This is a genomic window from Limnohabitans sp. G3-2, assembly GCF_002778275.1.
GTDB lineage: Bacteria > Pseudomonadota > Gammaproteobacteria > Burkholderiales > Burkholderiaceae_C > Limnohabitans_A.
The window spans coordinates 240,922-266,985 of the sequence record NZ_NESG01000006.1 but is presented as its reverse complement, the minus strand read 5'-3'; the positions used below and the strand labels follow the sequence as shown (position 1 = coordinate 266,985).

Annotated in this window: 26 protein-coding genes; 17 read left to right on the top strand and 9 right to left on the bottom strand. The window is 62.5% G+C overall.

Annotated features, from left to right (window positions below; translation table 11 throughout):
* Window positions 1-43: 43 nt before the first annotated feature.
* Window positions 44-592 carry a polyhydroxyalkanoate synthesis repressor PhaR gene (phaR, locus tag B9Z31_RS11640; protein WP_233200930.1) on the bottom strand — a complete coding sequence of 183 codons (549 nt, stop codon included), beginning with the start codon at window positions 590-592 and terminating at the stop codon, window positions 44-46.
* A 247-nt stretch (window positions 593-839) separates the two neighbouring features.
* Between phaR and B9Z31_RS11635 the strand changes: the two genes are divergently transcribed.
* Genes B9Z31_RS11635 through tolA form a run of 9 tightly spaced genes read left to right on the top strand, consistent with a single transcriptional unit; the run spans window position 840 to window position 7,296 of the window.
* Window positions 840-1,478 carry a riboflavin synthase gene (locus B9Z31_RS11635; protein ID WP_100119719.1) on the top strand — a complete coding sequence of 213 codons (639 nt, stop codon included), beginning with the start codon at window positions 840-842 and terminating at the stop codon, window positions 1,476-1,478.
* Entirely contained in the window at window positions 1,475-2,602 is a 1,128-nt protein-coding gene (gene ribBA, locus B9Z31_RS11630; protein ID WP_100119718.1) for a bifunctional 3,4-dihydroxy-2-butanone-4-phosphate synthase/GTP cyclohydrolase II, read from the top strand. Before B9Z31_RS11635 ends, ribBA begins: the two co-directional genes overlap by 4 nt.
* A 2-nt stretch (window positions 2,603-2,604) precedes the next feature.
* Window positions 2,605-3,111, top strand: a complete 507-nt coding sequence (gene ribH / locus B9Z31_RS11625; RefSeq protein ID WP_100119825.1) for a 6,7-dimethyl-8-ribityllumazine synthase — start codon at window positions 2,605-2,607, stop codon at window positions 3,109-3,111.
* Window positions 3,111-3,635 (top strand): transcription antitermination factor NusB, encoded by a 525-nt coding sequence (gene nusB, locus B9Z31_RS11620; protein ID WP_100119717.1) that lies wholly within the window; start codon window positions 3,111-3,113, stop codon window positions 3,633-3,635. The genes ribH and nusB overlap by 1 nt, the downstream gene beginning before the upstream one ends.
* Window positions 3,636-3,646: 11 nt before the next feature.
* Window positions 3,647-4,834 carry a pyridoxal phosphate-dependent aminotransferase gene (locus B9Z31_RS11615; RefSeq protein ID WP_100119716.1) on the top strand — a complete coding sequence of 396 codons (1,188 nt, stop codon included), beginning with the start codon at window positions 3,647-3,649 and terminating at the stop codon, window positions 4,832-4,834.
* On the top strand, window positions 4,831-5,271 hold the full coding sequence (locus tag B9Z31_RS11610) for a YbgC/FadM family acyl-CoA thioesterase (RefSeq protein ID WP_100119715.1): 441 nt from the start codon (window positions 4,831-4,833) through the stop codon (window positions 5,269-5,271). The genes B9Z31_RS11615 and B9Z31_RS11610 overlap by 4 nt, the downstream gene beginning before the upstream one ends.
* Complete coding sequence (tolQ, locus tag B9Z31_RS11605) at window positions 5,268-5,966, top strand: protein TolQ (protein ID WP_100119714.1); 699 nt, start codon at window positions 5,268-5,270, stop codon at window positions 5,964-5,966. The genes B9Z31_RS11610 and tolQ overlap by 4 nt, the downstream gene beginning before the upstream one ends.
* Window positions 5,967-5,976: 10 nt before the next feature.
* Entirely contained in the window at window positions 5,977-6,396 is a 420-nt protein-coding gene (locus tag B9Z31_RS11600; protein ID WP_100119713.1) for a biopolymer transporter ExbD, read from the top strand.
* A gap of 12 nt (window positions 6,397-6,408) precedes the next feature.
* Window positions 6,409-7,296, top strand: a complete 888-nt coding sequence (gene tolA / locus B9Z31_RS11595) for a cell envelope integrity protein TolA (protein ID WP_100119712.1) — start codon at window positions 6,409-6,411, stop codon at window positions 7,294-7,296.
* 27 nt (window positions 7,297-7,323) lie between these two features.
* Here tolA and B9Z31_RS11590 read toward each other — a convergent pair whose 3' ends face one another.
* From B9Z31_RS11590 to B9Z31_RS11570, 5 genes are all read right to left on the bottom strand, one after another.
* The gene (locus tag B9Z31_RS11590; RefSeq protein ID WP_100119711.1) at window positions 7,324-8,310 is read right to left on the bottom strand and encodes an NADPH:quinone reductase; all 987 of its coding nucleotides are present in this window, start codon (window positions 8,308-8,310) and stop codon (window positions 7,324-7,326) included.
* Between the two features lie 25 nt (window positions 8,311-8,335).
* Complete coding sequence (gene dnaE / locus B9Z31_RS11585; protein WP_100119710.1) at window positions 8,336-11,863, bottom strand: DNA polymerase III subunit alpha; 3,528 nt, start codon at window positions 11,861-11,863, stop codon at window positions 8,336-8,338.
* 46 nt (window positions 11,864-11,909) lie between these two features.
* Window positions 11,910-12,605: a DUF599 domain-containing protein gene (locus B9Z31_RS11580; protein ID WP_100119709.1), complete on the bottom strand. Its 696-nt coding sequence runs from the start codon at window positions 12,603-12,605 to the stop codon at window positions 11,910-11,912.
* A 231-nt stretch (window positions 12,606-12,836) separates the two neighbouring features.
* The gene (locus B9Z31_RS11575) at window positions 12,837-13,370 is read right to left on the bottom strand and encodes a flavodoxin family protein (protein WP_100119708.1); all 534 of its coding nucleotides are present in this window, start codon (window positions 13,368-13,370) and stop codon (window positions 12,837-12,839) included.
* A gap of 27 nt (window positions 13,371-13,397) precedes the next feature.
* Entirely contained in the window at window positions 13,398-14,111 is a 714-nt protein-coding gene (locus tag B9Z31_RS11570; RefSeq protein WP_100119707.1) for a pirin family protein, read from the bottom strand.
* Window positions 14,112-14,217: 106 nt separating this feature from the next.
* On the opposite strand from B9Z31_RS11570, the gene B9Z31_RS11565 reads away from it, so the two are divergent.
* The 5 genes from B9Z31_RS11565 to B9Z31_RS11545 all read left to right on the top strand — a co-directional run bounded on the left by B9Z31_RS11565 (window position 14,218) and on the right by B9Z31_RS11545 (window position 18,863).
* Window positions 14,218-15,150 carry a LysR family transcriptional regulator gene (locus tag B9Z31_RS11565; protein WP_100119706.1) on the top strand — a complete coding sequence of 311 codons (933 nt, stop codon included), beginning with the start codon at window positions 14,218-14,220 and terminating at the stop codon, window positions 15,148-15,150.
* A 68-nt stretch (window positions 15,151-15,218) separates the two neighbouring features.
* Window positions 15,219-16,265, top strand: coding sequence for an NAD(P)/FAD-dependent oxidoreductase (locus B9Z31_RS11560; RefSeq protein ID WP_100119705.1), 1,047 nt, complete (start codon window positions 15,219-15,221; stop codon window positions 16,263-16,265).
* Between the two features lie 20 nt (window positions 16,266-16,285).
* Entirely contained in the window at window positions 16,286-17,179 is an 894-nt protein-coding gene (gene gluQRS, locus B9Z31_RS11555) for a tRNA glutamyl-Q(34) synthetase GluQRS (protein WP_100119704.1), read from the top strand.
* 33 nt (window positions 17,180-17,212) lie between these two features.
* The gene (gene trmB, locus B9Z31_RS11550) at window positions 17,213-17,953 is read left to right on the top strand and encodes a tRNA (guanosine(46)-N7)-methyltransferase TrmB (protein ID WP_100119703.1); all 741 of its coding nucleotides are present in this window, start codon (window positions 17,213-17,215) and stop codon (window positions 17,951-17,953) included.
* Between the two features lies 1 nt (window position 17,954).
* On the top strand, window positions 17,955-18,863 hold the full coding sequence (locus B9Z31_RS11545) for a pseudouridine synthase (RefSeq protein ID WP_233200928.1): 909 nt from the start codon (window positions 17,955-17,957) through the stop codon (window positions 18,861-18,863).
* A gap of 25 nt (window positions 18,864-18,888) precedes the next feature.
* On the opposite strand, the gene B9Z31_RS11540 is transcribed toward B9Z31_RS11545, so the two are convergent.
* From B9Z31_RS11540 to alaS, 3 genes are all read right to left on the bottom strand, one after another.
* On the bottom strand, window positions 18,889-20,004 hold the full coding sequence (locus B9Z31_RS11540; RefSeq protein ID WP_100119702.1) for a transglutaminase-like domain-containing protein: 1,116 nt from the start codon (window positions 20,002-20,004) through the stop codon (window positions 18,889-18,891).
* 160 nt (window positions 20,005-20,164) lie between these two features.
* On the bottom strand, window positions 20,165-20,710 hold the full coding sequence (locus B9Z31_RS11535) for a TlpA disulfide reductase family protein (protein ID WP_158235682.1): 546 nt from the start codon (window positions 20,708-20,710) through the stop codon (window positions 20,165-20,167).
* A 217-nt stretch (window positions 20,711-20,927) separates the two neighbouring features.
* Window positions 20,928-23,579, bottom strand: coding sequence for an alanine--tRNA ligase (gene alaS, locus B9Z31_RS11530; RefSeq protein ID WP_100119700.1), 2,652 nt, complete (start codon window positions 23,577-23,579; stop codon window positions 20,928-20,930).
* Window positions 23,580-23,745: 166 nt separating this feature from the next.
* Here alaS and B9Z31_RS11525 point away from each other — a divergent pair, with 166 nt between their 5' ends.
* From B9Z31_RS11525 to B9Z31_RS11515, 3 genes are all read left to right on the top strand, one after another.
* Entirely contained in the window at window positions 23,746-23,973 is a 228-nt protein-coding gene (locus B9Z31_RS11525) for a DUF6364 family protein (protein ID WP_100119699.1), read from the top strand.
* On the top strand, window positions 23,960-24,430 hold the full coding sequence (locus B9Z31_RS11520) for a PIN domain-containing protein (protein ID WP_100119698.1): 471 nt from the start codon (window positions 23,960-23,962) through the stop codon (window positions 24,428-24,430). The genes B9Z31_RS11525 and B9Z31_RS11520 overlap by 14 nt, the downstream gene beginning before the upstream one ends.
* 157 nt (window positions 24,431-24,587) lie before the next feature.
* Entirely contained in the window at window positions 24,588-26,060 is a 1,473-nt protein-coding gene (locus tag B9Z31_RS11515) for an NAD-dependent succinate-semialdehyde dehydrogenase (RefSeq protein ID WP_100119697.1), read from the top strand.
* Window positions 26,061-26,064 lie beyond the last annotated feature (4 nt).

Below are 26,064 nucleotides of genomic sequence, written 5' to 3'. Positions count from 1 at the left end.
CGCAAAAACGACCGCCTTGTGACAAAGGGGCATGTTGCGCCCATCAAGTCCTCAAACCCATGACGCCCAGAAGCTGTTCGGTGTTCTTTTGAATTTGAGCTTGCATCTGCTCCTGCATCTGCGCCATGACGTTTTGGGAGGGATTGGCCAGCCCCGAAAACATGTTGTGCATCAAGGGGGTTTGCCACTGCATGAACTGAGACCACACCTCTGGGCTCAAAGCGGGACTGGACTCGCCCAGCTTGCTCTGCCAATCCATGAAGGACTGCACATGGGTCTCCAAATAAGACCCCATGTGGCCTTGCATGGCATGTCCATAAAAGCGAATGATGTTGGACAGCACGGCCTCACTGAACATGGGCACCCCGGCCGACTCCTCTTCCAAAATGATCTGCAACAAGATGGACCGCGTCAGGTCTTCACCGGTTTTGGCGTCGACCACCAACAAGGGCGAAGAAGTCATGACCAACTTTTTGAGCTCGGACAAAGTCACATAGCTCGAGGTCTGCGTGTCATACAGCCGCCGGTTGGGGTATTTTTTGATGGTCCGAACGGACGACGGTGAGGTTTCGGACGGGCTGGGCACCTTCACGGACCGGGCGGTCTTGGCGGGTGTGTTCGACCGAGCTGAGGGCTTGGCAGGCAAAGAAAACTCCTGGTGACAGGCAGCCCATGAAAAATCTGCTGCAATGCAACATTCTAGGCACACACTTCTGGCCTTGTCGCCTTGGTTAACCCTGAGCTTTTGCGAGCCCGGCCTGTGCTTTGCCCTCTGGATGCGTGCATTTTTCTTGCGCCGCCAGCCGATTCACCCTCTTTACCTGCGAAAATACACGGCTATGTTCACCGGAATCATCACCGGCGTGGGGCGAATCGTCGCCATCCACGACCTGGGTCGCTCTTTACACCACGGCAAGCGCCTCACCCTCGAGGCCCCCGCCGGGTACCTTGACGATGTGGGCTTGGGCGACAGCATCGCCCTCAACGGCGCTTGCATGACCGTCACCACCTTCAACCCCGAGCGCCGTCAATTCACCATCGACATCTCGGCCGAATCGCTGGACAAAACCAGCGGTTTGGACCAGCAAGGCACTGTCAACCTCGAAAAAGCGCTGCGCGCCAACGACCGTTTGGGTGGGCACATTGTGTCTGGCCATGTCGACGGCGTGGGGCAAATCAGCCATTTCGAGCAGATCGGTGAAAGCTGGGAGTTGCGCATCCTGGCCCCGCACGCGCTGGCCAAATACCTGGCCTACAAAGGCTCGATCACCGTCAATGGCGTCAGCCTCACTGTCAACCGCGTGGCCGACCTGGCCGATGGCTGCGAAATCAGCATCAACCTGATCCCCCACACCGTGGACAACACGGCCCTTGGCAGCCTGAAAGCGGGCAGCCGGGTCAACCTCGAAATCGACACCGTGGCCCGCTACGTCGAGCGCATGCTCAGCGCTGGCCTGACCCAGAAAGACCCTGCATGAACGCCCCAGCACAAGCGACACCCGTGGCGATCTCGCCTGTCGAAGAGATCGTGGCCGAGATGAAAGCCGGCCGCATCGTGATCCTGGTCGATGAAGAGGACCGCGAGAACGAAGGCGACTTGGTGCTCGCGTCTGACCATGTCACCCCCGAAGCCATCAACTTCATGGCCCGCTTTGGCCGGGGCCTGATTTGCCTGACGCTCACCCGCGAGCGCTGCGAATTCTTGAAGCTGCCGCCCATGGCCGCGCGCAACGGCACTGTTTACAGCACGGCCTTCACCGTCTCGATTGAAGCGGCCGAAGGCGTGACCACCGGCATCTCGGCCGCCGACCGCGCCAAAACCGTGCAAGTGGCCGTGGCGCGCAGCAGCCAAGCCACCGACCTGGTGCAACCGGGTCACATCTTCCCTTTGCAGGCCGTGGACGGCGGCGTGCTCATGCGCGCGGGCCACACCGAAGCCGGGTGTGACTTGGCCGCCATGGCCGGTTGCGCCCCCTCCTCCGTGATCTGCGAGATCATGAAAGACGACGGCACCATGGCCCGCCTGCCCGACTTGCAACTGTTTGCAGCCGAGCACGGCCTGAAAATCGGCACGATTGCCGACTTGATCGAGTACCGCAGCCGCAACGAATCTCTGGTCGAGCGCATTGGCAGCCGCACGCTGCAAACCGCGCACGGCGAATTCACCGCCCACGCCTTCCGCGACCAACCCAGTCAAACCGTGCACCTGGCCTTGGTCAAAGGCCAATGGTCGGCCGACACGGAAGTGGCCGTGCGTGTGCACGAGCCGCTGTCCGTGCTCGATGCTTTGGAAGTCAACCGCGCCATGCACTCCTGGGGCCTGGACGCGAGCCTGAGCTACATCAACGCCCAAGGGTGCGGCGTGGCTGTGCTGCTCAACTGCGGCGAGTCGGCCGACCAGTTGCTGGCCCAGTTTGAAGGGCGCGCCCGCTCGGCCCAAGCGCCCGAGCGCGGCAAGATGGACCTGCGCACTTACGGTGTGGGTGCCCAAATTTTGCGCGAGTGCGGCGTGCACAAAATGCGCCTCATGGGCAAGCCGCGCCGCATGCCCAGCATGACCGGCTACGGCCTCGAAATCACCGCTTACATCCCCAAGGAATGAACATGCAAGACGCCAACAAAGGCCAGGCCGAAGAACTTGACGGCCAATTTCTGCATATCGGCATCGTGCAGGCGCGTTTCAACGAAGACATCACCAACGCCTTGGCCAAGGCCTGCATCGCAGAGCTCGAGGCGCTGGGCGTCACCAGCATCGATCACGTCTCGGTGCCGGGCGCCCTGGAAGTGCCCGTGGCCCTGCAGGCCATGGCTGAGCGGGCCGAATACGACGCCTTGATTGCCCTGGGCTGCATCATCCGCGGAGAGACGTACCACTTTGAATTGGTGGCCAACGAGTCGGGCGCAGGCGTCAGCCGCGTGTCCCTGGACTACAACCTGCCGATCGCCAATGCGATTTTGACCACCGAAAACCTTGAGCAAGCCGTGGCCCGCCAAACCGAAAAAGGGCGCGACGCGGCCCGCGTGGCGGTCGAGATGGCTTGCATCATGGATGACCTGGCCGCCGACATGGCTGAGCTGGCCGACGAATTCGACGAAGAAGATCCAGCCTGATGACCGATTCGACCAGCACACCCGAGACCGCCAGCGAAGCCGCCGCACCTGCCGCAGCGGGCACGCGCAAATCCTCGGCCAAGCCTGCCCGCAGCCGCTCGCGTGAGTTTGCTTTGCAGGCGCTTTATCAGCACATCGTGGGCCGCAACGAAGCCGCCGACATCGACCTCTTCACGCGCGATTTGTCCGGCTTTCACAAAGCCGACTCGGCCCACTACGACGCTTTGTTGTATGGCTGTGTCGAGCAATCCCCAACGCTGGACGCCCTGATCGGGCCCAAGCTGGACCGCAGCTTTGCCGAAATCTCGCCCATCGAGCGGGCCATCATGTGGATCGGCGTCTACGAAATGCAGCACTGCCTGGACGTGCCATGGCGCGTGGTGCTCAATGAATGCATTGAGCTGGCCAAGGACTTTGGCGGCACCGACGGCCACAAGTATGTGAACGCCGTGCTCGGCGGCCTGGCGCCTGAGTTGCGCAGCGCAGAAGTGCAGGCCGACCGCCAGTCCGGCCGCGTCAAATAAAAGCCCAGGCCATGCGCATCTCTGAGCGAGCCGAGCGGATCGAGCCCTTTTGGGTCATGGAGGTGGCCAAGGCCGCCGCGCAAAAAGCCCGCGAAGTCGCTCACACCGACCGGCCCGTGGTGTTTCTGAACATTGGCGAACCCGACTTCACCGCACCGCCTCGCGTTCAAGCCGCAGCGCAAGCGGTCATCGCATCCGGCCAAACCCAATACACCTCGGCTTTGGGCCTGGACGCCCTGCGCCAAGCCATCAGCGGCTGGTACGCGCAGCGCTTTGGCGTGCAGGTGCCCGCCAGCCGCATTGTGGTCACCGCGGGCGCCTCGGCAGCATTGCAACTGGCGTGTTTGGCATTGGTCGACAAGGGCGATGAAATCCTCATGCCCGACCCGAGCTACCCCTGCAACCGCCACTTTGTGAGTGCCGCAGAGGGCACAGCCGTGCTGGTGCCCACCACCGCCGAGGAACGCTTTCAACTGAGCGCAGCCAAAGTGGCCAGCGCTTGGGGCCCCCAAACCCGTGGCGTGTTGCTGGCCTCGCCCTCCAACCCCACAGGCACCTCGATTGACCCGGCCGAATTGGCGCGCATCGTGCAAGTGGTTCGCGCGCATGGCGGCATCACCTTGATCGACGAAATTTACCTCGGCTTGAGCCACGACGAACAATTCGGCCAAAGCGCCCTGGCCTTGGGCGACGACGTCATCAGCATCAACAGCTTCAGCAAATACTTCAACATGACCGGCTGGCGTCTGGGCTGGCTGGTGGTGCCTGAGTCACTCACGCCCGTCTTGGAGCGCCTGGCGCAAAACCTGTTCATCTGTGCAAGCAGTGTGGCGCAACAGGCGGCCCTGGCCTGCTTCGAGCCCGACAGCCTGGCCGAATACGAACGCCGCCGCGCCGAGTTCAAAGCGCGGCGCGACGTCTTCATCCCGGCGCTGAACGAATTGGGCCTGACGGTGCCCGTGGCCCCCGACGGCGCGTTTTACGCCTGGGCCGACTGCTCGGCGGCTTGCCAAAAGCTGGGCCTCAAAGACAGCTGGGAGTTTGCCTTTGCCGCGCTGGAAAACGCGCATGTGGCCATCACGCCGGGGCGGGACTTTGGCACCGACCAAACCGCCCGCTTTGTGCGCTTTTCCACGGCCAACTCGATGGCCGAATTGCAAACGGCCATCGCCCGCCTGAAAGCCTGGTTGCAGCCATGAACAGCAGCCATGTCAGCCCCAGCGTTTTTGAGCACCCCATCCGCATCTATTGGGAAGACACCGATGCGGGCGGCATCGTTTTTTACGCCAACTACCTCAAGTTTTTTGAGCGTGCCCGCACCGAATGGCTGCGCGCGCTCGGCTTTGGCCAGCAGGTGCTGCGTGATGCCTCGGGCGGCATGTTTGTCGTGTCCGAAACCGCCGTCAAGTACCACTCGCCCGCCCGGCTGGACGACACCCTGATCGTGACGGCCGAACTGCAGCACGGGGGCAAAGCCAGCCTGACCATTGCCCAGCGCGCCTACCTGCGCACACCGGGCCCCTCCCCAACAAGCGACCGACTCTTGGCCGAAGGCACCATCCGCCTGGGCTGGGTCGACAGCACCACCTTGAAACCCGGCCGCATCCCGGCCCCTGTTCTGGAAGCCCTGAAATGAACCAAGACATGTCCATCGTCTCGCTGCTGCTGCACGCCAGTTTCGTCGTGCAACTGGTGGTGCTCATTTTGCTGAGCATCTCGGTGGCCAGCTGGGCCGCCATTGTGCGCAAGCTCACGGCCATCAAGCGCATCAAAAACCTCAACGAAGAGTTCGAACGCGTGTTTTGGTCGGGCACCAGCCTGAACGAGCTCTTCCATGCCGCCAGCCAGAATGCCAAACTGTCCGGCCCCATGGAGCGTATTTTTGCCAGCGGCATGCGCGAATACCAAAAACTGCGGGAGCGCCAAATCAGCGACCCCGGCACCCTGCTCGACGGCGCACGCCGCGCCATGCGAGCGAGCTTCCAGCGCGAGATGGACGTGGCCGAATCCCAGCTGGCCTTCCTCGCGTCGGTCGGCTCCATCTCGCCCTATGTCGGTTTGTTTGGCACGGTCTGGGGCATCATGCACGCCTTCACCGGCTTGGCGAGCTTGCAGCAAGTGACCCTGGCCACCGTGGCCCCGGGCATTGCCGAAGCCCTGGTGGCCACCGCCATTGGCTTGTTTGCGGCCATCCCGGCCGTGCTGGCTTACAACCGCTTCTCGCACGACGTGGACCGCATCGCCATCAAGCTCGAAACCTTCATCGAAGAGTTTTCCAACATCCTGCAGCGCAGCTTGGGCGCGGCCAACAACTCGGCTTCAGGCTACTGAAAGGAACGCCATGCCCGCAGTGTCATCCCGTGGCCGTGGTCGCCGAACCATTGCCGAAATCAACATGGTGCCCTTCATCGACGTGATGTTGGTGCTGCTGATCATCTTCATGGTGACCGCACCCATGATCACGCCCAGCGTGGTCGACCTGCCCAGCGTGGGCAAAGCGGCCAAGCAACCCGACAAAGTCATTCAGATCGTGATCCAAAAGGACGAGCGGCTGGAGCTGGTGAGCGATGGCAAAACCGACAGCGCCACCCTCAGCAGTGTGGCCGCCAGCGTCAAAGCTTCAGTGGGTGACGGCGACAACACCGCCGTGGTCATCAGCGCCGACCGCTCCGTCAAATACGAGACCGTGGTCAAAGTCATGGACAGCCTGCAACGCGCAGGCATTGCCCGCGTGGGCTTGTCGGTGCAACTGGCACCTTGAGGGAACCCAGGTTTGAACCCCAAGTCGACGCTCCACCTCGAATTTGCCCCACCGGCTCAGCCGGGTGCGGGCCGCGCCTGGGTGTTGGCGGGCGTGGCGCACGCCTTGCTGTTCTTGGCCCTGGGCTTGGCGACCGCCTGGAAAACACAACCACAAACCGTGCAAGCCGAGGCCGAATTGTGGTCCGCCGTCCCTGCGGCGGCGGCGCCCCGCCTGCAAGAGCCGCCACCCGAGCCAGAACCCGAACCGGTGCCCGAGCCCCAAGCCACGCCACCAGCCAAACCTGTACCACCGCCCCCACCCGCGCCCGATCCGGCACTGGAGGCGCGCGATGCGCAGATTGCTCTGGAAAAGAAAAAACAGCTGGAAAAGAAAAAAGAGGCCGAAAAAGCCGAGACATTGAAAGCTGAAAAAGAAAAACGGGACAAAGAGAAAAAAGCGCAAGAAGACAAAGAACGCGACAAGAAAAAAGCAGCTGAAAAAGCCAAGGCAGAAAAAGCAGAGAAGGCCGAAAAAGCCGATGCAGCCCGGGCCGATGCCATGCGCCAAGAGAACCTCAAGCGCATGCAAGGCATGGCGGGCGCTTCGGGTGGCGAGAATGCCACGGGCACTGCCCTCAAATCATCTGGCCCATCGGCCAGTTATGCGGGCCGCTTGGTCGCTCGCATCAAACCCAACATCACCTACCCCGGTGATGTGGTGGGCAACCCGCGCGCAGAGGTGGAAGTCAAAGTCGGCCCGGACGGCAGCATCCAAAGCCGCCGCATTGTCCAGTCGAGCGGCAACAAAGCTTGGGACGAGGCCGTGCTGCGGGCCATCGACAAAACCGAAGTCTTCCCCAAAGACAGCGACGGCCGCGTCCCGCCTGTGATCGTGCTGGGCTTCAGGCCCTCGGATTGACGGCCACCCAGGCCCAAGCCAGGGACCTCAGAGATCGATGACCACATTGCCCACCGTCTGCCCCGCTTCGACGGTGCGGTGGGCATGGGCCACTTGTTCCAAAGGAAAACGCGCACCGATGCTGTGCTGGAGTTGGTGGTTCGCCAACATGCTGGAAAGACGTGAGACGGCGGTCTTCCGGTCAGCAGGGGTCAGCTCGTAGACCAGAAAAAATTTGACGCCAATGGACTGGAACAACCAGGGGCGAAACGGCAGGTTGACGTCCAAGGCGTTGGAGCCGTAGCACACCACTTGACCGTGCGCGGCCAAAGCGCCTTCGGCAGCCCATCGCGCGGTGGTCGAGAAATCCATGTCGATGATGACGTCGGCGCCCCGCCCTTGCGTGAGCGCTTTCACGCGTTCAGGGACCGATTCTGTTTTGTAAAAAATGGCGTCCTGCATGCCCGCCGATTTCGCGTGCACGGCTTTGGCTTCGGAGCCCACCGTGCCGATCACCCGGCCGCCGGCCAAGCACACCATCTGTGTGATGTAGTGGCCCACAGCCGATGAGGCGCCGCTCACCAAAACGGTTTGTCCACGCAAATCACCCGCCAAGCGCTCCGCCAGAATGACCGCCTGCACGGCCGTCAGCCCCGGAATGCCCATGCACGCGCCAGCGGCAAAGTCGGTGCCGTCTGGCAGGGCCACCGCCTGCACCTCGGGCAAGGCGATGAATTGGGCGCAGGTGCCCATGGGGCGCTGCCACTGGCCATTCCACACCCAAACGCGCTGACCCACACGCGATGCCGGGACACCCTCGCCCACGGCTTCGATGACCCCCGCACCATCGCTGTGCGGCACGACCAAGGGGTCGGTCAACGGCCGCGCCCGGCGCGATTTCACGTCCGAAGGATTCACGCCCGAGCAAGCCAAGCGCACCAGCACTTCGCCCGCCTGCGGCGTGGGTGTGGGCAGCTCACCCACCTGCATCACGTCTTGGGCTTCGCCGTTTTGGGTGTACCAGGCTGCTTTCATGGGGAGGTCCTCAAAGTTGAAAGGATCAGTCGTAAACAATCCGCGCCTGCCCCTGATCGGCCTGGGCCATCCAGCTGGCCAGGGCCGCGTCGGTCGGGAAGAATTTGGCGGCTTCGCCCAGCGCCAGCTCGGCTCGGGCAGCCAGTTGCGCGTTGCTGCGCTCCAGCACCAAGCGCACGGGCAGTCCGCGCACCAGGTCGCCGTGCTCGGTTTGCTCGCGCTGCGCGGGAAACTCTTTGACGATCCGGGCAATGTCGGGCGCACGGCCATTCACAGCGACGCGCAGGTATTTGCCGTAGCGGCAGCGGGCAGCGCCCAGGTCCATGATCTGCTCGATCTTGAGGCGAAAGCCCCCCGAAAAACGGTCCGCCTGCATCTTGGCCGTCACAATGATCAGCTCATCGTCTTTGAGCAAATGCTTGGCCGAGTTGATCAAGGCTTCATCGGCCGTGGCTTCCAACATGCCCGATTTGTCGTCCAGCTTGAAAATCGCCACCTTGCCACGCTGACCATTGATGATGCGCAAATCACTCACGATACCGGCCAACACCAGGGACTCGCGGCTGTCGATCAGGTCGTCGATTTTGCGGCGGGCAAACTGGCGCACTTCGCGCTCGACCGCATCGAACAAATGGCCCGACAGGAAAAAACCCACCGCCGTTTTCTCGAGCAGCAACCGCTCCTTGATGCCCCAGGGCATGACTTCGACCAGCTCAGGCTCTTGCGTGCTCGAGCCGTGCGAGTCGTCGCCGAGCATGTCAAACAGGCCGCCTTGGTTGGCGTTGGCGGTGGTGGCGTTCGAGAATTCAAATGCGCGCTCAATGCTGGCCGACAAGGCGGCGCGGTTCATGTGCAGCGAGTCAAAAGCCCCGGCCTTGATCAGCGCGTCCACCGTCCGTTTGTTGATTTTGGTGCGGTCCACGCGCACCGCAAAGTCAAACAAGCTCTTGAAAGGCCCCCCCTCGTTGCGGGCGGCGACGATGGCGTCGATGGCCTGCTGACCTGTCCCCTTGATGGCACCCAGACCGTAGCGGATGATTTTGTCGGTCACAGGCTCAAAGCGGTGCGTGCCCCGGTTCACGTCGGGCGGGTCAAAGCGAATGCCGAACTTCAGGGCATCTTCGTGCAGCACCTTGAGCTTGTCGGTGTCGTCCATTTCCACCGTCATGTTGGCGCAGAAGAACTCGGCGGTGTAGTGCACCTTGAGCCAACCCGTGTGGTAGGCCAGCAGCGAATAAGCGGCGGCGTGCGACTTGTTGAAGCCGTAGCCTGCGAACTTTTCCATCAGGTCAAAGACTTCGTCGGCCTTGTCCTGCGCAATGCCGTGGGTGGCCAAGGCGCCCGCACGGAACTTCTCGCGGTGCTCGGCCATTTCTTCGGCCTTCTTCTTGCCCATGGCACGGCGCAGCAGGTCGGCGCCGCCCAGCGAGTAGCCCCCCAGAATCTGGGCCGTCTGCATCACCTGCTCTTGGTAGACCATGATGCCGTAGGTCTCCGACAGCATCTGCGCCACCGCAGGGTGCGGGTACTCCACCTCTTCGCGCCCGTGTTTGCGGGCCACAAAGCTGGGGATCAGGTCCATGGGGCCTGGGCGGTACAAAGCGTTGAGCGCGATCAGGTCTTCCAGGCGGCTCGGGCGCGCATCGCGCAGCATGCCCTGCATGCCGCGGCTTTCAAACTGGAACACGGCCTCGGTCTTGCCGTCCGAAAACAGCTTGTAGGTCTGCGCATCGTCGAGCGGGATGTTCTCAAAGGCGAAGTTCTCCTGGCCTTTGTGGCGCTTCATGATGAATTCGCGGGCGATCTCCAAAATGGTCAGCGTGGCCAGGCCCAAGAAGTCGAACTTCACCAAGCCCGCCGCCTCCACGTCGTCCTTGTCGTACTGGCTCACCGCCGAGTCACTGCCGGGCTGCTGGTAGAGCGGGCAAAAGTCGGTCAGTTTGCCCGGTGCAATCAGCACCCCTCCGGCGTGCATGCCCACGTTGCGGGTCATGCCTTCGAGCTTTTGCGCCAGCTCGATCAGGGTCTTCACATCCTCTTCGCGCTCGATGCGCTCGGCCAGGATGGGCTCCATGGCAATCGCATAGTTGTTCTTGTCGCCTTCTTTGGGCGTGGCGGGCGGGTACTGCAGCGTGACCGACATGCCCGGCTTGTTGGGAATGAGCTTGCTGATGCCGTCGCAAAAGGTGTAACTCATGTCCAGCACGCGGCCCACGTCACGGATGGCCGCGCGCGCCGCCATGGTGCCGAAGGTCACGATCTGGCTGACCGCCTCGCGACCGTATTTGTCCTTCACATAGTCGATCACCCGGTCACGGTTGCCCTGGCAAAAGTCAATGTCAAAGTCGGGCATGGACACCCGCTCGGGGTTCAAAAACCGCTCGAACAGCAAGTTGTACTGCAGGGGGTCGAGGTCGGTGATCTTGAGCGCATACGCCACGAGCGAGCCTGCGCCCGAGCCTCGGCCCGGCCCCACAGGGCAACCGTTGCCCTTGGCCCATTGGATGAAATCACCCACGATCAGGAAATAACCCGGAAAACCCATCTTCAAGATGGTGTTGAGCTCAAACTCCAAGCGCTCCACATAGCGCGCACGCTCCTCGCTGCGTTGGGCTGGGTCAGGGTACAGATGCACCAAACGTGCCTCCAAGCCCTCAAAGGAAACGTGACGGAAATAATCCTCCACCGACATGACCACGCCATTCACGGGTGGAATGGGGAAGTCTGGCAACTGGGGCTTGCCCAACACCAAGGTCAGGTTGCAGCGTTTGGCAATTTCGAGGGTGTTGGCAATGGCGCTGGGCACATCGGCAAACAGCTCGCACATTTGTGCAGCCGACTTGAAATACTGCTCTCGGGTGAAGCGGCGCACGCGGCGCTGGTTGGCCAGGATTTCGCCTTCGGAGATGCACACCCGTGCTTCGTGGGCTTCGTAATCGTCGGGCCCATGAAACTGCACCGGGTGCGTGGCCACCACAGGCAGGTGCAAACGGGCCGCCAAAGCCACGGCGCCGGCCACTTGGGGCTCGTCTTCGGGGCGGCCTGCGCGTTGCAGTTCCAGGTAAAAGCGGTGGGGGAAGATGGACGCCAGCTGCAAAGCGACATCGGCCGCTTTGTCGTGGTCACCCTGCACCAAAGCTTGACCGACCGGCCCGGCTTGTGCGCCGGACAGCAAGATCAAGCCCTCAGAGAGTTCATGCAGCCAGGCCAATTTCACGGCGGCCACGCCTTTGACCACGTTTTGGGTCCAAGCGCGGGCCAACAACTCACAAATGTGCAGGTAACCCCGGTGGTTTTGCACCAAGAGCACCACACGGCTGGTGGCGCTCAGATCGGCGCCCAGGCCTTCCAAATGGATCTCGGCGCCAATGAGGGGTTTGACGCCTTTGCCGCGGCCTTCTTTGTAGAACTTGACCGTCCCGAACAGGTTGTTCAGGTCGGTGATGGCCAGCGCGGGCTGAGCGTCTTTGGCCGCGATCTTGACCACATCGTCGATGCGGCAAGTCGAGTCAACGACAGAGAATTCGGAGTGAAGGCGCAGGTGAACAAACATAGCCTGTCATTGTAGGAGGTCAACCTGCGGCAAAAGGTGTGCGTTTTCAGTCACGCAAGACGTGCAGGACCTCGGAGCGGAACTCGCGCCCGTACAAGATCAGCACCACCAAAGCCGTGGCCAGCACCAGGGCCATGGGCGAAAAAAACCAGGCCATGGCGGCGAATGAAAAGTAGTAGGCCCGCAAGCCGTCGTTGAAGGTTTCGGCGGCGGCACTGACCAAATTGCCCGCCCGCTCGGCAAAGTGCTGGCGGTCGAACAACTGGGCATCAAAGTCTTCGGGGGGCGGCATGGCGCCGATGACCAGCGCCACAAAGGTGTATTGGCGCATGGACCAGGAGAAACGGAAAAAGGCGTACACAAAGATGCCCACCATCACCAGGATCTTGAGCTCAAACACCAACAAAGGCGTGGGCTCGGCAAACGGAATTTCACCCACCAGCTCGGCGGCTTTGTCGGTGGTGCCCAAAAGCGCGAACAGACCACCGATGATGATGATGCTGGTCGAGGAGAAAAAGGCCGGGGTTTGCGACAGGTTTTGGGTGATCACACCGTCGAGCACACGCGGGTCGCGCCGCGTGGCCTGCACCATCCACATTTGGCGGTAACGGTTGGTGTTGGCGATCAGACTCTGGTCACGCAGACCGCGCACTTTGGCCAGCCATGCATAGCCGACCCACAAAGCAAAAAAAGTGATCAGCGCCAGCCAATCGGCCCATGGCAGCATGGTGATGATTTTCATGCTGCGATGCTAACCGACATGCCTCCCTTCGGCCGCAGGGGCGGCCTCCCACAAGGAAGGCGGATCCATCGAACCCACCACCCACAAGACCAATTGCCCCGCTACCAACTCCCCCTGTACCAACTGCCCCTGTGGGAGCGATCCCCAGTGGGAGCGAGCCCCTGCTCGCGAATGAAGGGGGGTGGTCCACCCCCTTCGGCCGCAGGGGCGGCCTCCCACAAGGGAGGCGGATCAGCCGCGCAGTTTGGCCGCGACAGCTGCCACGCGCTCGCCGTAGGCTTTGGCGGTGTCGAGGTCACCCTGGGGGATGTCTTCGGCAGGGCTGGTTGGGCCCACTTGGGCCATCACGCCAGAGTTGGAGCCGATGCGGTTGATGGTGCCGTCGTTCATGGCCGGCTGACCCACCCAAATCATGCCCTGCTGCTGCGACAAGGTGATGAAGTACTGGAGGGTGGACAGTTTGTCACCGCTGGGGCTGGCCGAGATGGTGAAACCGCCTGCGACTTTGTCTTTCCAGGCGCCGGTGAACCAACGCTTGGACGAGGCGTCGGCAAACTTCTTGAACTGCCAGGATGCCATGCCCATGTAGGTGGGCGAGCCAAAGATGATCGCGTCGGCCGCGTCCAATGCGGTCCAATCGGCGTCGGTGATGTTGCCGTCGGCGTCGATGGCGATCACTTGCGCGTTGGCGCCTTGGGCCACGAACTGCGCCACGCGCTGGGTATGGCCGTAGCCGGAATGGTAGACAACAACTGTTTTAGCCATGAAAAACTCCTAGGGGTTGAGAAAAAATCAAGCGGACAAGTCAAACACCAGCACTTCGGCGTTCTCGCCTTGTGACAAGCTCAGGGCCGATTCGTCCTGCAGCATGGCGGCATCGCCTGCGCGCAAGGCTTGGCCGTTGACCTGCAAGCTGCCGCGCACCAAAAAGACATAGGCTTTGCGGGCGGGATCGAGCGGCAATTGGGCTGCCTCGGCACCATGGAAGAGGCCGGCAAACATGCGGGCATCGGCGTGGATCTGCACGGCGTGCGGGGCCGACTGTGCGTCGGCCGCGGGTGCGGCCACCAAGGCCAATTGACCGCGCTTGGCACTTTCAGGCACGGTTTTTTGTTCGTAGCCGGGGTCGATGCCCGTCACATTCGGCTCGATCCAGATCTGCAAAAAGTGGGTGGGCTCGCCTTGGGCGTGGTTGAACTCGCTGTGGCGCACCCCACTGCCAGCGCTCATGCGCTGCACGTCGCCGGGCGGAATGCCTTTGACATTGCCCATGCTGTCTTGGTGGGCCAAATTGCCCGACAGCACGTAGCTGATGATTTCCATGTCGCGGTGGCCATGGGTGCCAAAGCCGGTGCCCGGGTCGATCCGGTCTTCGTTGATGACGCGCAGGTTGCCAAAGCCCATGTGGGCGGGGTCAAAGTAGTTGGCAAAAGAAAAGCTGTGGAAGGACTTGAGCCAGCCGTGGTCGGCGTAACCACGTTCCGATGATTTGCGCAGGGTCAACATGGGTGATTCCTCAAAACAGAGCTGAACTGTAGGGAAAAAGAGCCAGCCTGCGGTGCAATGGTTTTGCCGTCATCATTCAAATTATTTGAAATAAAATAGCCAAACCATGCAAAGCCCCAAAGATTGGCTCACGCCAGACGCCCTGTTCATGCTGCAAACCATTGCCGAACAAGGCAGTTTTGCGGCCGCTGCACGCCAGTTAGGCCTGGTGCCCAGCGCCCTGACCTACCGGGTCAGACAACTCGAAGACGCGCTGGATGTGCTGCTGTTTGACCGCAGTGCGCGGCAAGCCCGTCCCACGGCCGCTGGCCGTGAACTGCTGCGCGAGGCCGGGCGTTTGCTGCAAGACATCGACAGTGTGGCCAACCGTGTCAAACGTGTGGCCACCGGCTGGGAGGGTGTGCTCACGGTGGCGGTGGACAGCATCATGGCCCGCGACGTGGTGATGGATTTGTGCGAGGCCTTTTTGGCCCTGAACAGCCCCACCCGTTTGCGGATTCGCCACGAAGCGTTGTCGGGCACCATGGCCGCGCTGACCTCGGGGCAAGCCGACTTGGCCTTGGGCGTCGCGCTGGGCCAGCACCTGACCGCAGACATCCAGCACATTGCATTGGGCGACGTTCAATTTGTCTTTGCCGTCGCGCCGCAACACCCTTTGGCCCAGGCCCAAGAACCTTTGAGCAATGCCCTGCTGATGCAGCACCGGGTGGTGGCGGTGGCCGACTCGGTCCAACGCGGCAGCGGCCTCACCGTGGGCCTGCAAGGCGGACAGGACGTTTTCACGGTGCCCGACATGCCCAGCAAACTGCAAGCGCAATTGCGTGGCCTGGGCGCGGGGTTCTTGCCCATGAGCTTGGCCCAACCCTTCGTGGCCACAGGCGAGTTGGTGATCAAAAACACCGAACAATCGAGGCTGAACAGCGTTCACGCCGCTTGGCGCGACAGCCGCCTGAGCCCCGCGGGTCACGCGCTGCTGTGGTGGACCGCGCAGCTCCAACAAGCAGGAACGCGAGAGGCGCTGCTCGGATCCAAGCCCTGAGGTCAAGCCGCATCGGGACAAACCCACCCAAGCGATCAACACGCGCATTTCTGGGCTAAAGTGGCAGCATGACCACACAACACATCGCCATCATTGGAGTCGGCATGGCCGGCGTGACTTGCGCACGCACCCTGCGCCAAGCCGGACACAACGTCACCTTGTTCGAAAAAAGCCGAGGCCTCGGCGGGCGCATGTCCACCCGCGCCAGTGCTTTCGGCAGCTTTGACCACGGGGCCCAGTACTTCACCGTGCGCGATCCGCGTTTTGAGCTGGCCATGGGCACAGCGCCCGGCGTGTGCAAGCCCTGGAGCGCCAACGCGGTGCGTGTGCTCGACCCCAATGGCCGTGTGATCGAGGCAGGCCTGCCCGGCGGCGAACGCCACTGGGTGGCAGCACCCGGCATGAACGCTTTGGTCAAAGCCTGGGCCACGCCTTTGGTCGAAGACGGCAATGTGCAACTGCACACCCGTGTGACGCAGATCATGGCCGACCCCCTGAAGAAAAACGGCTGGCAGTTGCAAACCGAAACCGAAGATGGCGGGCAACACATTTACGCGGGCTTTGACAAAGTGATTTTGGCCATTCCACCCGAGCAAGCCACCGCTTTGCTCAAAGCCTCAGGGCAAAGCGCCTTGGCGCAGCCTTTGGGGAAAGTGACCGTCGATCCTTGCTGGACCCTCATGCTGGCCTACCCGCAAGCGGTGCAACCGGGCCTGATCACCTTGGGCCCGCAATGGAACGCGGCCCGCAGCACACACCACCGCATCGCCTGGATGGCGCGTGAGTCGTCCAAGCCCGGGCGTGAGCGCATCGAGCGCTGGACCGTGCAGGCCAGCGCCCCTTGGTCAGCAGAGCACATCAACGACACGCCCGAGCGCGTCAAAGGCAAGCTGATCAAGGCCTTTGCCGAAATCACCGGCATCCGCGTGACGCCCGCACATGCCGAAGTGCACCGCTGGCTGTACGCCAAAACCGGACAGCCTCTGGGCCAAAGTTTCTTGTGGTCCAAAGACCAAGGCATCGGTCTGTGCGGCGACTGGTGCTTGGGCCACCGGGTGGAAGACGCTTTTGTGTCTGGCCTGGAGCTGGCTTTGGCGGTGCTCAAAAAACGATAAGCACCCGGCGCTGAATCGGCATGAGCGAGGTTTACACAGGCCGGTTTGCGCCTTCGCCAACCGGCCTTTTGCATGCCGGCTCGCTGGTGGCGGCCTTGGCCAGCTGGCTCGATGCCCGCGCGCAAGGTGGGCGGTGGCTCGTGCGAATCGAGGACGTCGACACCCCCCGCTGCGTGGCCGGCGCCGACCTGGCCATCGTGCAGCAGCTGGCCGCTTGTGGCATGGTGCCCGATGGGCCCGTTCTTTACCAACACCCGCGCGGCGACGCCTATGCCGCGGCCCTGCAGACTTTGGTAGACCAAGGCTGGGCCTACCCCTGTGGCTGCTCGCGCAAAGACATTGAATTGGCCCAAGCCGTGGCCCGCCACAGCGCGGCCATCTACCCCGGCACCTGCCGATATGGCCTGGCAGGCAAAACGGCGCGCGCCTGGCGGCTGAATGTACTGGCCGTTCAAACCGCCTTGGGCTTGCCCGCCGTGACCCCTTGGTTCGACCGCAGATTGGGGCCGCAAGCGCAAAACGTAGAACAGGACGTGGGTGACTTTGTGCTTCGCCGCGCCGATGGCTTGTGGGCTTACCAACTGGCCGTGGTGGTGGACGACGCGGCCCAAGGCATCACCCATGTGGTGCGCGGGGAAGACCTGGCCGACAACACCGCTCGGCAAATGCTTTTGCAAGCCGCCTTGGGCCTGCCCACGCCGCATTACTGGCACACGCCACTGGTGCTGGGCACGAATGGTGAAAAACTCAGCAAACAAAACGGGGCGCTGGCGCTGGATTTGCAAACGCCAGCCGCAGCCCTGACCGCCCTCAACGCCGCGGCGCGGGTTCTGGGTTTGCCGCCAGCGCCTGAATCCACCGCCATCACGCAAGCGCTCGAAAATTGGACGACACAGGACCGATCGCCCCGATAATCACAGTCTTTGCTCCACCCAGCCGCTCCCCCCATGACGATGCCTGAAGACACCACCACCGCCCCGGCACCTGTTGGCCAAGAGGCCCAAGACACGCCCTTCATGCGGCAAATCAAAACCTATGTGCTGCGCGCGGGTCGCATGGGCTCGGGCCAGGTGCGGGCGTTTGAGCAGTTCGGCCCGAAGTTTTTGGTCCCCTACAGCGCAGCGCGTCTGGATGTGCCGGCCGCCTTTGGGCGCAGCGCCCCCCTGATTCTGGAAATCGGTTTTGGCATGGGCGATGCCACCGCCAAGATCGCCCACGTGCGCCCGGGCGACAACTTTTTGTGTTGCGAAGTGCATGAGCCGGGCGTGGGCGCCTTGCTCAAGCGCTGCGGCGAGGAAAGCATTGGCAACATCCGCATCGTCCAGCACGATGCCATCGAGGTCATGGACCACATGCTCGGCCCCAACAGCCTGGACGGCGTGCACATTTTCTTTCCGGACCCTTGGCACAAAAGCCGACACCACAAACGCCGCCTGATCCAGTCCCCTTTCATCCAGCGTTTGGCCCAACACATCCAACCCGGCGGCTACCTGCACTTGGCCACCGACTGGCAGCCCTATTCCGAACAAATGATGGGCGTGCTGCGTGCCGAGCCCTTGCTGGTCAACACCAGCGACGCCGTCGATGGCTTTGCCGCCAAGCCCGACTACCGCCCCCTGACCAAATTTGAAAACCGGGGCCTGAAACTCGGCCACGGCGTGTGGGACCTGGTGTTCCGCCGCGTCTGAGATGCGCGCAGCAGGGCACGCCGTCCCCTTGCCCATGCGCGATGGCGTGAGCGCCAGCGTGGTCTCCTTGCCCCAGGGCGCCGCCAACGTGCTCGATTTTTTGGCCCAGCGCATGCCTGGCATCTCGCGCAGCGAATGGGCCGAGCGCTTGGCCCATGGGCTGGTGCTGCACGAAGACGGGCAAACCGCCCTGCCCCAGCACAGCTGCCCGCCCGGCCATCGCCTGTATTACTACCGCCATCTGGCCGATGAGCCGGCCCTGCCGTTTCAGGCGCACATCCTGTTTGAAGACGCGCATTTGCTGGTGGCCGACAAACCGCATTTCATGCCCGTCACGCCCTCGGGCCGTTATTTGCAGCAAAGCCTGTTGGTGCAGCTCAAGCGCCTGACGGGCTGCGCCGAGCTGGTGCCGCTGCACCGCATTGACCGCGAAACGGCAGGTCTGGTGCTGCTGGGCAAACGCCTGCCCGACCGCGATGCCTACCACGCGCTGTTTCGCGACAAAGACATCCACAAGACTTACCACGCGCTCGCCGCTGCGCCGCGTGACTCGGCCTTGCCCGCGGTGTACGCCAGCCGCTTGGTGCCCGGCGAGCCATTTTTCAGAACGAAGGAAGTGGCAGGCCCCGCCAACAGCGAAACCCGCATCCGGGTGTTGAAGACGCAAGGCGAGCGGGCGCTGTACCAACTCGAACCCGTCACCGGCAAACGCCACCAGCTGCGGGTCCACATGAGCGCCTTGGGGCTGCCGATTGAGGGCGACCCCTTCTACCCCACCGTTTTGCGCGGCCCGGATGCGCCCGAGGACTTCAGCCGGCCCTTGCAACTGCTGGCGCAATCGATCGCCTTCACCGACCCCCACACGGGCCAAGCCCGTGTGTTTGAAAGTCAGCTGAGCCTCAAGCTGTGACAGGCTTGAAGGTCAGCCCGTCCCATCAGGCCTTGATCTCGGTGGCGGTGATCGTGTACTTGAAAGCGTCGGGGGTGTAAGAGTCCAAACGGCCTTCGGCGGTTTCGGCCACGGGGTACATCAAGAAATTGGCCACACCGCCTTTGGCACCCGGCAAATTCACATCGTGTGCGCTGTTCCACGCCATCCAGTTGCCTTCCCAGCCGCCAAACAGGTGTTTGTACACCGGGGCCACCACAGGGTGATCGGTCTTCTTGATCCACTCGGCGGTTTCCAGGCGCATGACCTTGGCCACGTCGGCCGGGTCCATCGCCACCCAACCACGCGCTTGCAAATACACCTCGGCACGGCAATGCTGCGCGCCCTTGAGGCTGACCGGGTTGCCCGACAGTTCCTTGTAGCCAAAAGCCGATGGCGCCAGGCGGATGCCGTACACATCGCGCGCAGGCAAACCGACCGCGCGGCACAGGCCCACAAACAAGGCGTTCAGGTCGGCGCACTTGCCGCCCAGGTTGCCGGTCTCCAGCATGGTCTTGATGTCGCCTTCGCCGCAACCGCGTGTCTTGGGGTCGCGGAAAGCGTTGGTCACCACCCAGTCGTAGATGGCACGGGCTTTTTGCTCGTCGCTCTTGGCGCCCTTGGTGGCCGCCAAGGCCGTGGTGCGCACGATGCCGTCGGTGGGCAGCAAACGGGTGGGGCGGGTGTAGTGGCGCAAGGTGTCGGCGCTTTCGGCCACGAACACGCGGCCCGCGCTCAATTCGGCAGCACGGTTCTGTGTTCTCACGCGGCTGGTGACCTCGATCACAGGGCGCACACCTGCGGCGAATTCGGCCGACACAAAACGAGCGCCTTCCACCAAATCGCTGCCCATGCGGGCCGCGCCGTTGCTGCTGAAGCGGGTGTCCAAAGATTGTTGCCAAGCGGTGTCCATGCTGGGCACGGGCAACCAGACTCGGGTCGCCCCCTGAGGGTCGGCGATCTCCACACGGGTGGTCACCTCAAAGGTGCGCCAGGTGCCCACTTCGGGGGCAAAACGGCGTTCGGCCGGGGCCGTGGTTTGGGCGTGCAACCAAGTGGGTGCAGCGAACAGGGCGCCCAGAGCGGCGCCTCCTTGGAGCAAAGAGCGGCGAGCGGTGGTCATGGAAAGAACTCCGATATTGAGGTGAGACCTGTCGGCACATGCAAGGCGTTGCAGAAAACGCCAATGCCCCGAAGGCAGGTCGCCCGGCACAAAGCGCGCAGGGCCCGGCGATTATGACCGACCGCCTGGGCCTGCTTGAACGGATGCGGGGCCCAGAGCCTTACTGGGCGGTTGGCTTGGCGGTTGACTTGTCGGTGGACATGGCAGCGGACTTGGCGGTCGCTGTCGGAGCTTGCAAATCCTTCAACCAAGCCCGGGCGGTGGGGCCGCTCCAATCCAGCTCGCCCACCACACGCCAACGCGCCCGGCCTTCGGGCCCGATCAAGACCGTGGTCGGGTAAATGCGCACGCCCCACTGGCGCGTCAAATCGCCCTGAGCGTCCAGCACCACCGGCAAATCCAGCTGGTGGGCCGCCATGAATCGGCGCACCGTGCTGGGCGATTCTTTGACATTGATGGCGATCACGACCGCTGGCCGCGCGTCGCCGGGGCCCGGCTTGGGGTCTTGGTGCAAGGCCTGCAAGGACGGCATCTCCTCTTGGCAAGGGGCGCACCACGTGGCCCAGAAGTTGAGCACCACCACCCGGCCCTTCAGCGCAGCGCTGGTCCAGCGCTGGCCCTGCAGGTCCACCACATCGATGGCCGGCGTGGCTTGCGCGCGGGGCCAGGGGGTTTTGTCAAACTGGGCATGCGCCAGCAGCGGCAAGCCACACAGCAAACCCCCAAAAAAAATCTGTTTGTAGGAGGCAGGCCCAGCTGCCGATTTGTGGGAGGCAGCCCCTGCTGTCGTTTTGTAGGAGGCAGCCCCTGCTGCCGAAGGGTGGCTTAGCACAGGCGTTTGAATTTCTTGAACCATTCGCGAGCAGGGGCTCGCTCCCACATCGGCGCGGGATCCAAACCCACTGCGGCCTCCAGGGACGGCATCAGAGCCGCTCGGCGACCCAAGCCTGCACACTGGCCATCGCAGCAGGCAAGGCGGCAGGGTTGGTGCCACCGGCCATGGCCATGTCGGGCTTGCCACCGCCTTTGCCACCCACTTGGGCGGCCACAAAGTTGGCCAGCTCGCCCGCCTTGACTTTGCCTGTGGTGTCGGCGCTCACGCCCGCAGCAATCTGCACCTTCTCGCCGTCCACCGCCGTGAGCACGATCACGGCCGTTTTCATCTTGTCCTTGAGCTTGTCCATGGTGTCGCGCAGGGTCTTGGCGTCTGCACCCTCCAGCTTGGCCACCAAGAGCTTGACGCCTTGGATGTCCACGGCTTGCGTCATCAGCTCATCGCCCTGGGCAGACGCGAGCTTGCCTTTGGCTGCAGCCAGTTCTTTCTCCAGCGCCTTGACCTGGTCGAGCACCTGCGCAATGCGGGCGTTCAACTCGGCCGGTTGGGCTTTGAGCGTGCCGGCCGCTTGGTTCACGGTGTCTTCGAGTGACTGCAAGTAAGCCAAGGCGTTCGCCCCGGTCACCGCCTCGATGCGGCGCACGCCGGCGGCCACGCCGCCCTCGCCCACGATCTTGAACAGGCCGATGTCGCCCGTGGCTTTGACGTGGGTGCCGCCGCACAGCTCGCGGCTGGAGCCAATGTCCAAAACACGCACGGTCTCGCCGTACTTCTCGCCAAACAGCATCATGGCGCCGGTTTTCTGGGCGCTTTCGATGTCCATCACGCGGGCTTGCGCCGCCGCGTTGGCCAAAATCTCGGCGTTCACCTGGGCTTCGATTTGGCGGATCTCGGCATCGGTCACGGGGGCGTTGTGCGCAAAGTCAAAGCGGGTGCGCTCGGCGTTCACCAAGCTGCCCTTTTGCTGCACATGGCTGCCCAGCACTTCGCGCAGGGCTTTGTGCATCAGGTGGGTGGCGGAGTGGTTGCGCACGGTGGCGGCGCGCACAGCCATGTCCACATGGGCTTGCACCGCATCGCCCACCTTCAAGCTGCCGGATTGGATTTCGCCATGGTGGCCAAACACATCGGCTTTGATCTTGAGCGTATCCAACACCTTGAACTGGCCGCCCGCGTGGTGGACCATGCCCTGGTCGCCCACCTGACCGCCGGACTCGGCATAAAACGGGGTCGTGTCCAACACCACCACGCCGGATTGGCCAGCTTTGAGCTCGCTCACGGCGTTGCCATCGGCGTACAAGGCCAGCACTTTGGCGTGGGCCGTCAGGTCTTCATAGCCCACAAAGTCGTTGCCCGCGCCCGCATAGTCGAGCGCCTTGTCCATCTTGAACTTGCCCGCCGCACGGGCCTGGGCTTTTTGCTTTTCCATGGCAGCGGCAAAACCCGCTTCGTCCACGCTCAGACCACGTTCGCGGCACACATCGGCGGACAAATCGAGCGGGAAGCCATAGGTGTCGTGCAGCTTGAAGGCCACTTCGCCCGGCAGCACTTTGACGCCACCGTCGAGGGCCGCGTCCAAAATTTGCATGCCGCTTTGCAGCGTTTCAAAGAAGCGCTCTTCTTCCACACGCAAAACGTCGGCAATGCGCTCGGCCTGATCGGCCATGTTGGGGTAAGCCACGCCCATGAGTTGGACCAAGTCGGGCACCAGCTTGTGGAAGAACGGGGTCTTTTGGCCCAGCAAATAACCGTGGCGAATGGCGCGGCGCACGATGCGGCGCTGCACATAACCCCGGCCTTCGTTGCTCGGCACCACGCCGTCGCTCACCAAGAAGGCGGTGGCGCGGATGTGGTCGGCGATCACGCGCAGCGACTTGTTGTTCAGGTCGGTGCAGCCGGTCTCACGGGCAGCGGCCTTGATCAGCGCGTCAAAAATATCGATCTCGTAGTTGCTGTGCACGTGCTGCAAGATGGCGGCCAAGCGCTCGAGGCCCATGCCCGTGTCCACGCAAGGCGCGGGCAGCGGCGTGACGGCACCGGTTTCGTCCATGTTGAACTGCATGAACACGTTGTTCCAGATCTCGATGAAGCGGTCGCCATCTTCATCGGGGCTGCCGGGTGGGCCGCCGGGAATGTGCGCGCCGTGGTCGTAAAAAATCTCGGAGCAAGGACCGCAAGGGCCGGTGTCGGCCATCATCCAGAAGTTGTCAGACTTGTAGCGGCCACCCTTGTTGTCGCCGATGCGGATGATGCGGTTTTCGGCTTTGATGCGCTCAGGCGTCCAACCGGCTTTGACAAAAATGCCTTCCCAAATGCCATGGGCCTCGTCGTCTTCCATGTAGACGGTGGCGTAGAGCTTGTCGGCGGGCAGCTTGTAGACCTGGGTGAGCAGCTCCCAGGCCCACTCCAGCGACTCGCGCTTGAAGTAGTCGCCAAACGACCAGTTGCCCAGCATCTCGAAGAAGGTGTGGTGGCGCGCGGTGTAACCCACGTTTTCCAGGTCGTTGTGCTTGCCGCCGGCGCGCAGGCAGGCTTGCACAGAGGCGGCGCGCACATACGAGCGCTTGTCCGAGCCCAAAAACACGTCCTTGAACTGGACCATGCCCGAGTTGGTGAACATCAGGGTCGGGTCGTTGCCAGGCACCAAGGGGCTGGAGGCCACCACGGTGTGGCCTTTGGACTGAAAAAAGTCCAAAAAGGTCTTGCGGATGTCGGAGACGGAGAAAGTGGCTTGGCTCATGGGGTGTTTCGCTCAAAGTGCAACCGTGCATTATAAGTTTGGGGCCTCTGGGTCCATGGGCTTTTCGGCGGGGCTGATTTGCATCCCCCAACCGGCTCGCACATAATATGTGTGAATTTGCCATTCGGTGGGGTCCACCCCTCTGAACCCTTGAGAAAGGCCCGCCATGAACATCACCCTGTCCGTTGACGAACGCGTCGCACAAGCCGCTCGGGAAGCCGCCCGCAAGATGGGCAAAAGTCTGAACCAAGCTGTGCGCGACTATCTGGAACAACTGGCGGGTCAAGAACGACAAGCCGCCGAATGGCAACTTTGGGAGCAGCGTTGCCTGAACGGTGGCGGACGTCTGCAGGGCTACACATTGGACCGAGACGCCCTGCATGATCGCAGCTGAGCCCACGCCACCTTGGGGCCCATTGTTGAGCCTGCCCAAAGCCCGATGCTTCATCGACACCAACGTTCTGGTCTATGCCGACAGCACCGATGAACCCCGCAAACAGCGCATCGCCATCGATTTGCTGCGCCACCTCCGATTTGAGCGTTTGGGCGTGCTGTCTACACAGGTGCTCAACGAATACATCCAGGTCGGCCTGCGCAAACTGGGCCTGACGCATGTTCACATTCGAGAACAGCTGCACTGCTACCGTCAGCTGGACATCGCTGCCGTCACGCCAGACACCATCGACATGGCACTGGATTTGCACCAAAAACACGCTTTGAGTTACTGGGATGCCCTCATCGTGGCCAGCGCCCACATTGCGGGGTGTTCGGTGCTGCTCACAGAGGACATGGGCAACGGGGAGATGTTGGCCGGGGTGAAATTGGTCAACCCCTTCGACTGGACTGGATGAGCGCACCGAGCATGCCCATGAATGGCTGGATGGGCCACCATGCGCCATGGATCCAGACGTTAAATGCGCGACACAGCGCCGCTTTGTTGACCGCTATGCTCACGTTTGAACCAGCCAACCCCAAGCTGCCGAGCCTTTTCATTTCAACTTGAACACCATGACCACCTCCCCCCTTGCCTTGCTCAACGACCCCACTTTGCTCAAAACCGACGCCCTGATCAACGGCCAATGGGTCACGGGCAGCCAGCGGTTTGAGGTGACCGACCCGGCCACGGGCGGGCATTTGGCCAACGTGGCCAACCTCGGAGCGACCGAAGCCGAAGCCGCCATTGCCGCGGCCAACGCCGCCTGGGGCCCCTGGAAAACCAAGACCGCCAAAGAGCGCAGCATCATCTTGCGCAAGTGGTTTGATCTCTTGATCGCCAACACCGAAGACCTGGCCCGCCTCATGACCGCAGAAAACGGCAAGCCCATCGCCGAGTCTCGCGGCGAAGTGGCCTATGGCGCCAGTTTTGTGGAGTGGTTTGCCGAAGAGGCCAAGCGCGTCAACGGCGAGACCCTGCCGCAGTTTGACAACAACCGCCGCCTCTTGGTGCTCAAGCAGCCTATTGGCGTGTGCGCGGCCATCACGCCCTGGAACTTCCCGCTGGCCATGATCACCCGCAAAGTGGCCCCCGCGCTGGCCGCCGGCTGCCCCGTGGTCATCAAACCGGCCGAGCAAACCCCACTCACAGCCTTGGCAGCGGCGGAGCTGGCGATCCGCGCCGGCATCCCGGCCGGGGTGCTCAACATCATCACCGCCGATGGCCCGCAAAGCATCGCCATCGGCAAGGTGCTGTGCGCCAGCGACGTGGTGCGCCACATCAGCTTCACCGGCTCCACCGAAGTGGGTCGCATTCTGATGGCGCAATCAGCCCCCACCGTCAAGAAGATGTCGCTGGAGCTGGGTGGCAACGCCCCCTTCATCGTGTTCGACGACGCCGACATCGACAGCGCTGTGGAAGGTGCATTCGCCAGCAAATACCGCAATGCAGGCCAGACCTGCGTGTGCACCAACCGCTTTTATGTGCAGGAGTCGGTGTACGAAGAGTTCACCAGCAAGTTCGCGGCCAAAGTCAACACCGCCAAAGTCGGCAACGGCTTTGCCGAGGGCGTGAACCAAGGCCCGCTGATCGAGCCCTCGGCTCTTGACAAGGTCGAGCGCCATGTGAAAGACGCCATCGCCAAGGGCGGGCGTGTGCTCACTGGGGGCAAGCGCCTGGACGGGCAGTTTTTTGAACCCACCGTGATCGCCGACGCAACCGCCGACATGGTCTGCGCCAAAGAAGAAACCTTTGGTCCGTTTGCGCCCATCTTCAAGTTCAAGACCGAGCAAGACGCCATCTTTGCCGCCAACAACACCGAGTTTGGTCTGGCCAGCTACTTTTACAGCCGCGATGTGGGCCGCATCTTCCGCGTGAGCGAAGCCCTGGAGTACGGCATGGTGGGCATCAACGTGGGCATTTTGGCCACCGAGCATGTGCCCTTTGGCGGCGTCAAGCAATCAGGCCTCGGCCGCGAAGGCTCACACCACGGCATGGACGACTATGTGGAAATCAAGTACCTCTGCATGGGTGACATCCTGAAGTAAACTC

Excerpts from the sequence above, each read along its gene's own strand:
- B9Z31_RS11520 (WP_100119698.1), top strand. The coding sequence starts at position 23,960 with ATGATCGCAGCTGAGCCCACGCCACCTTGGGGCCCATTGTTGAGCCTG.
- B9Z31_RS11635 (WP_100119719.1), top strand. The coding sequence starts at position 840 with ATGTTCACCGGAATCATCACCGGCGTGGGGCGAATCGTCGCCATCCAC.
- tolQ (WP_100119714.1), top strand. The coding sequence starts at position 5,268 with ATGAACCAAGACATGTCCATCGTCTCGCTGCTGCTGCACGCCAGTTTC.
- B9Z31_RS11560 (WP_100119705.1), top strand. The coding sequence starts at position 15,219 with ATGACCACACAACACATCGCCATCATTGGAGTCGGCATGGCCGGCGTG.
- alaS (WP_100119700.1), bottom strand. The coding sequence starts at position 23,579 with ATGAGCCAAGCCACTTTCTCCGTCTCCGACATCCGCAAGACCTTTTTG.
- B9Z31_RS11610 (WP_100119715.1), top strand. The coding sequence starts at position 4,831 with ATGAACAGCAGCCATGTCAGCCCCAGCGTTTTTGAGCACCCCATCCGC.
- B9Z31_RS11540 (WP_100119702.1), bottom strand. The coding sequence starts at position 20,004 with ATGACCACCGCTCGCCGCTCTTTGCTCCAAGGAGGCGCCGCTCTGGGC.
- B9Z31_RS11525 (WP_100119699.1), top strand. The coding sequence starts at position 23,746 with ATGAACATCACCCTGTCCGTTGACGAACGCGTCGCACAAGCCGCTCGG.
- B9Z31_RS11575 (WP_100119708.1), bottom strand. The coding sequence starts at position 13,370 with ATGGCTAAAACAGTTGTTGTCTACCATTCCGGCTACGGCCATACCCAG.
- B9Z31_RS11580 (WP_100119709.1), bottom strand. The coding sequence starts at position 12,605 with ATGAAAATCATCACCATGCTGCCATGGGCCGATTGGCTGGCGCTGATC.
- B9Z31_RS11615 (WP_100119716.1), top strand. The coding sequence starts at position 3,647 with ATGCGCATCTCTGAGCGAGCCGAGCGGATCGAGCCCTTTTGGGTCATG.
- dnaE (WP_100119710.1), bottom strand. The coding sequence starts at position 11,863 with ATGTTTGTTCACCTGCGCCTTCACTCCGAATTCTCTGTCGTTGACTCG.
- B9Z31_RS11570 (WP_100119707.1), bottom strand. The coding sequence starts at position 14,111 with ATGTTGACCCTGCGCAAATCATCGGAACGTGGTTACGCCGACCACGGC.
- trmB (WP_100119703.1), top strand. The coding sequence starts at position 17,213 with ATGACGATGCCTGAAGACACCACCACCGCCCCGGCACCTGTTGGCCAA.
- B9Z31_RS11600 (WP_100119713.1), top strand. The coding sequence starts at position 5,977 with ATGCCCGCAGTGTCATCCCGTGGCCGTGGTCGCCGAACCATTGCCGAA.
- B9Z31_RS11590 (WP_100119711.1), bottom strand. The coding sequence starts at position 8,310 with ATGAAAGCAGCCTGGTACACCCAAAACGGCGAAGCCCAAGACGTGATG.
- B9Z31_RS11545 (WP_233200928.1), top strand. The coding sequence starts at position 17,955 with ATGCGCGCAGCAGGGCACGCCGTCCCCTTGCCCATGCGCGATGGCGTG.
- ribBA (WP_100119718.1), top strand. The coding sequence starts at position 1,475 with ATGAACGCCCCAGCACAAGCGACACCCGTGGCGATCTCGCCTGTCGAA.
- ribH (WP_100119825.1), top strand. The coding sequence starts at position 2,605 with ATGCAAGACGCCAACAAAGGCCAGGCCGAAGAACTTGACGGCCAATTT.
- gluQRS (WP_100119704.1), top strand. The coding sequence starts at position 16,286 with ATGAGCGAGGTTTACACAGGCCGGTTTGCGCCTTCGCCAACCGGCCTT.
- nusB (WP_100119717.1), top strand. The coding sequence starts at position 3,111 with ATGACCGATTCGACCAGCACACCCGAGACCGCCAGCGAAGCCGCCGCA.
- B9Z31_RS11515 (WP_100119697.1), top strand. The coding sequence starts at position 24,588 with ATGACCACCTCCCCCCTTGCCTTGCTCAACGACCCCACTTTGCTCAAA.
- B9Z31_RS11565 (WP_100119706.1), top strand. The coding sequence starts at position 14,218 with ATGCAAAGCCCCAAAGATTGGCTCACGCCAGACGCCCTGTTCATGCTG.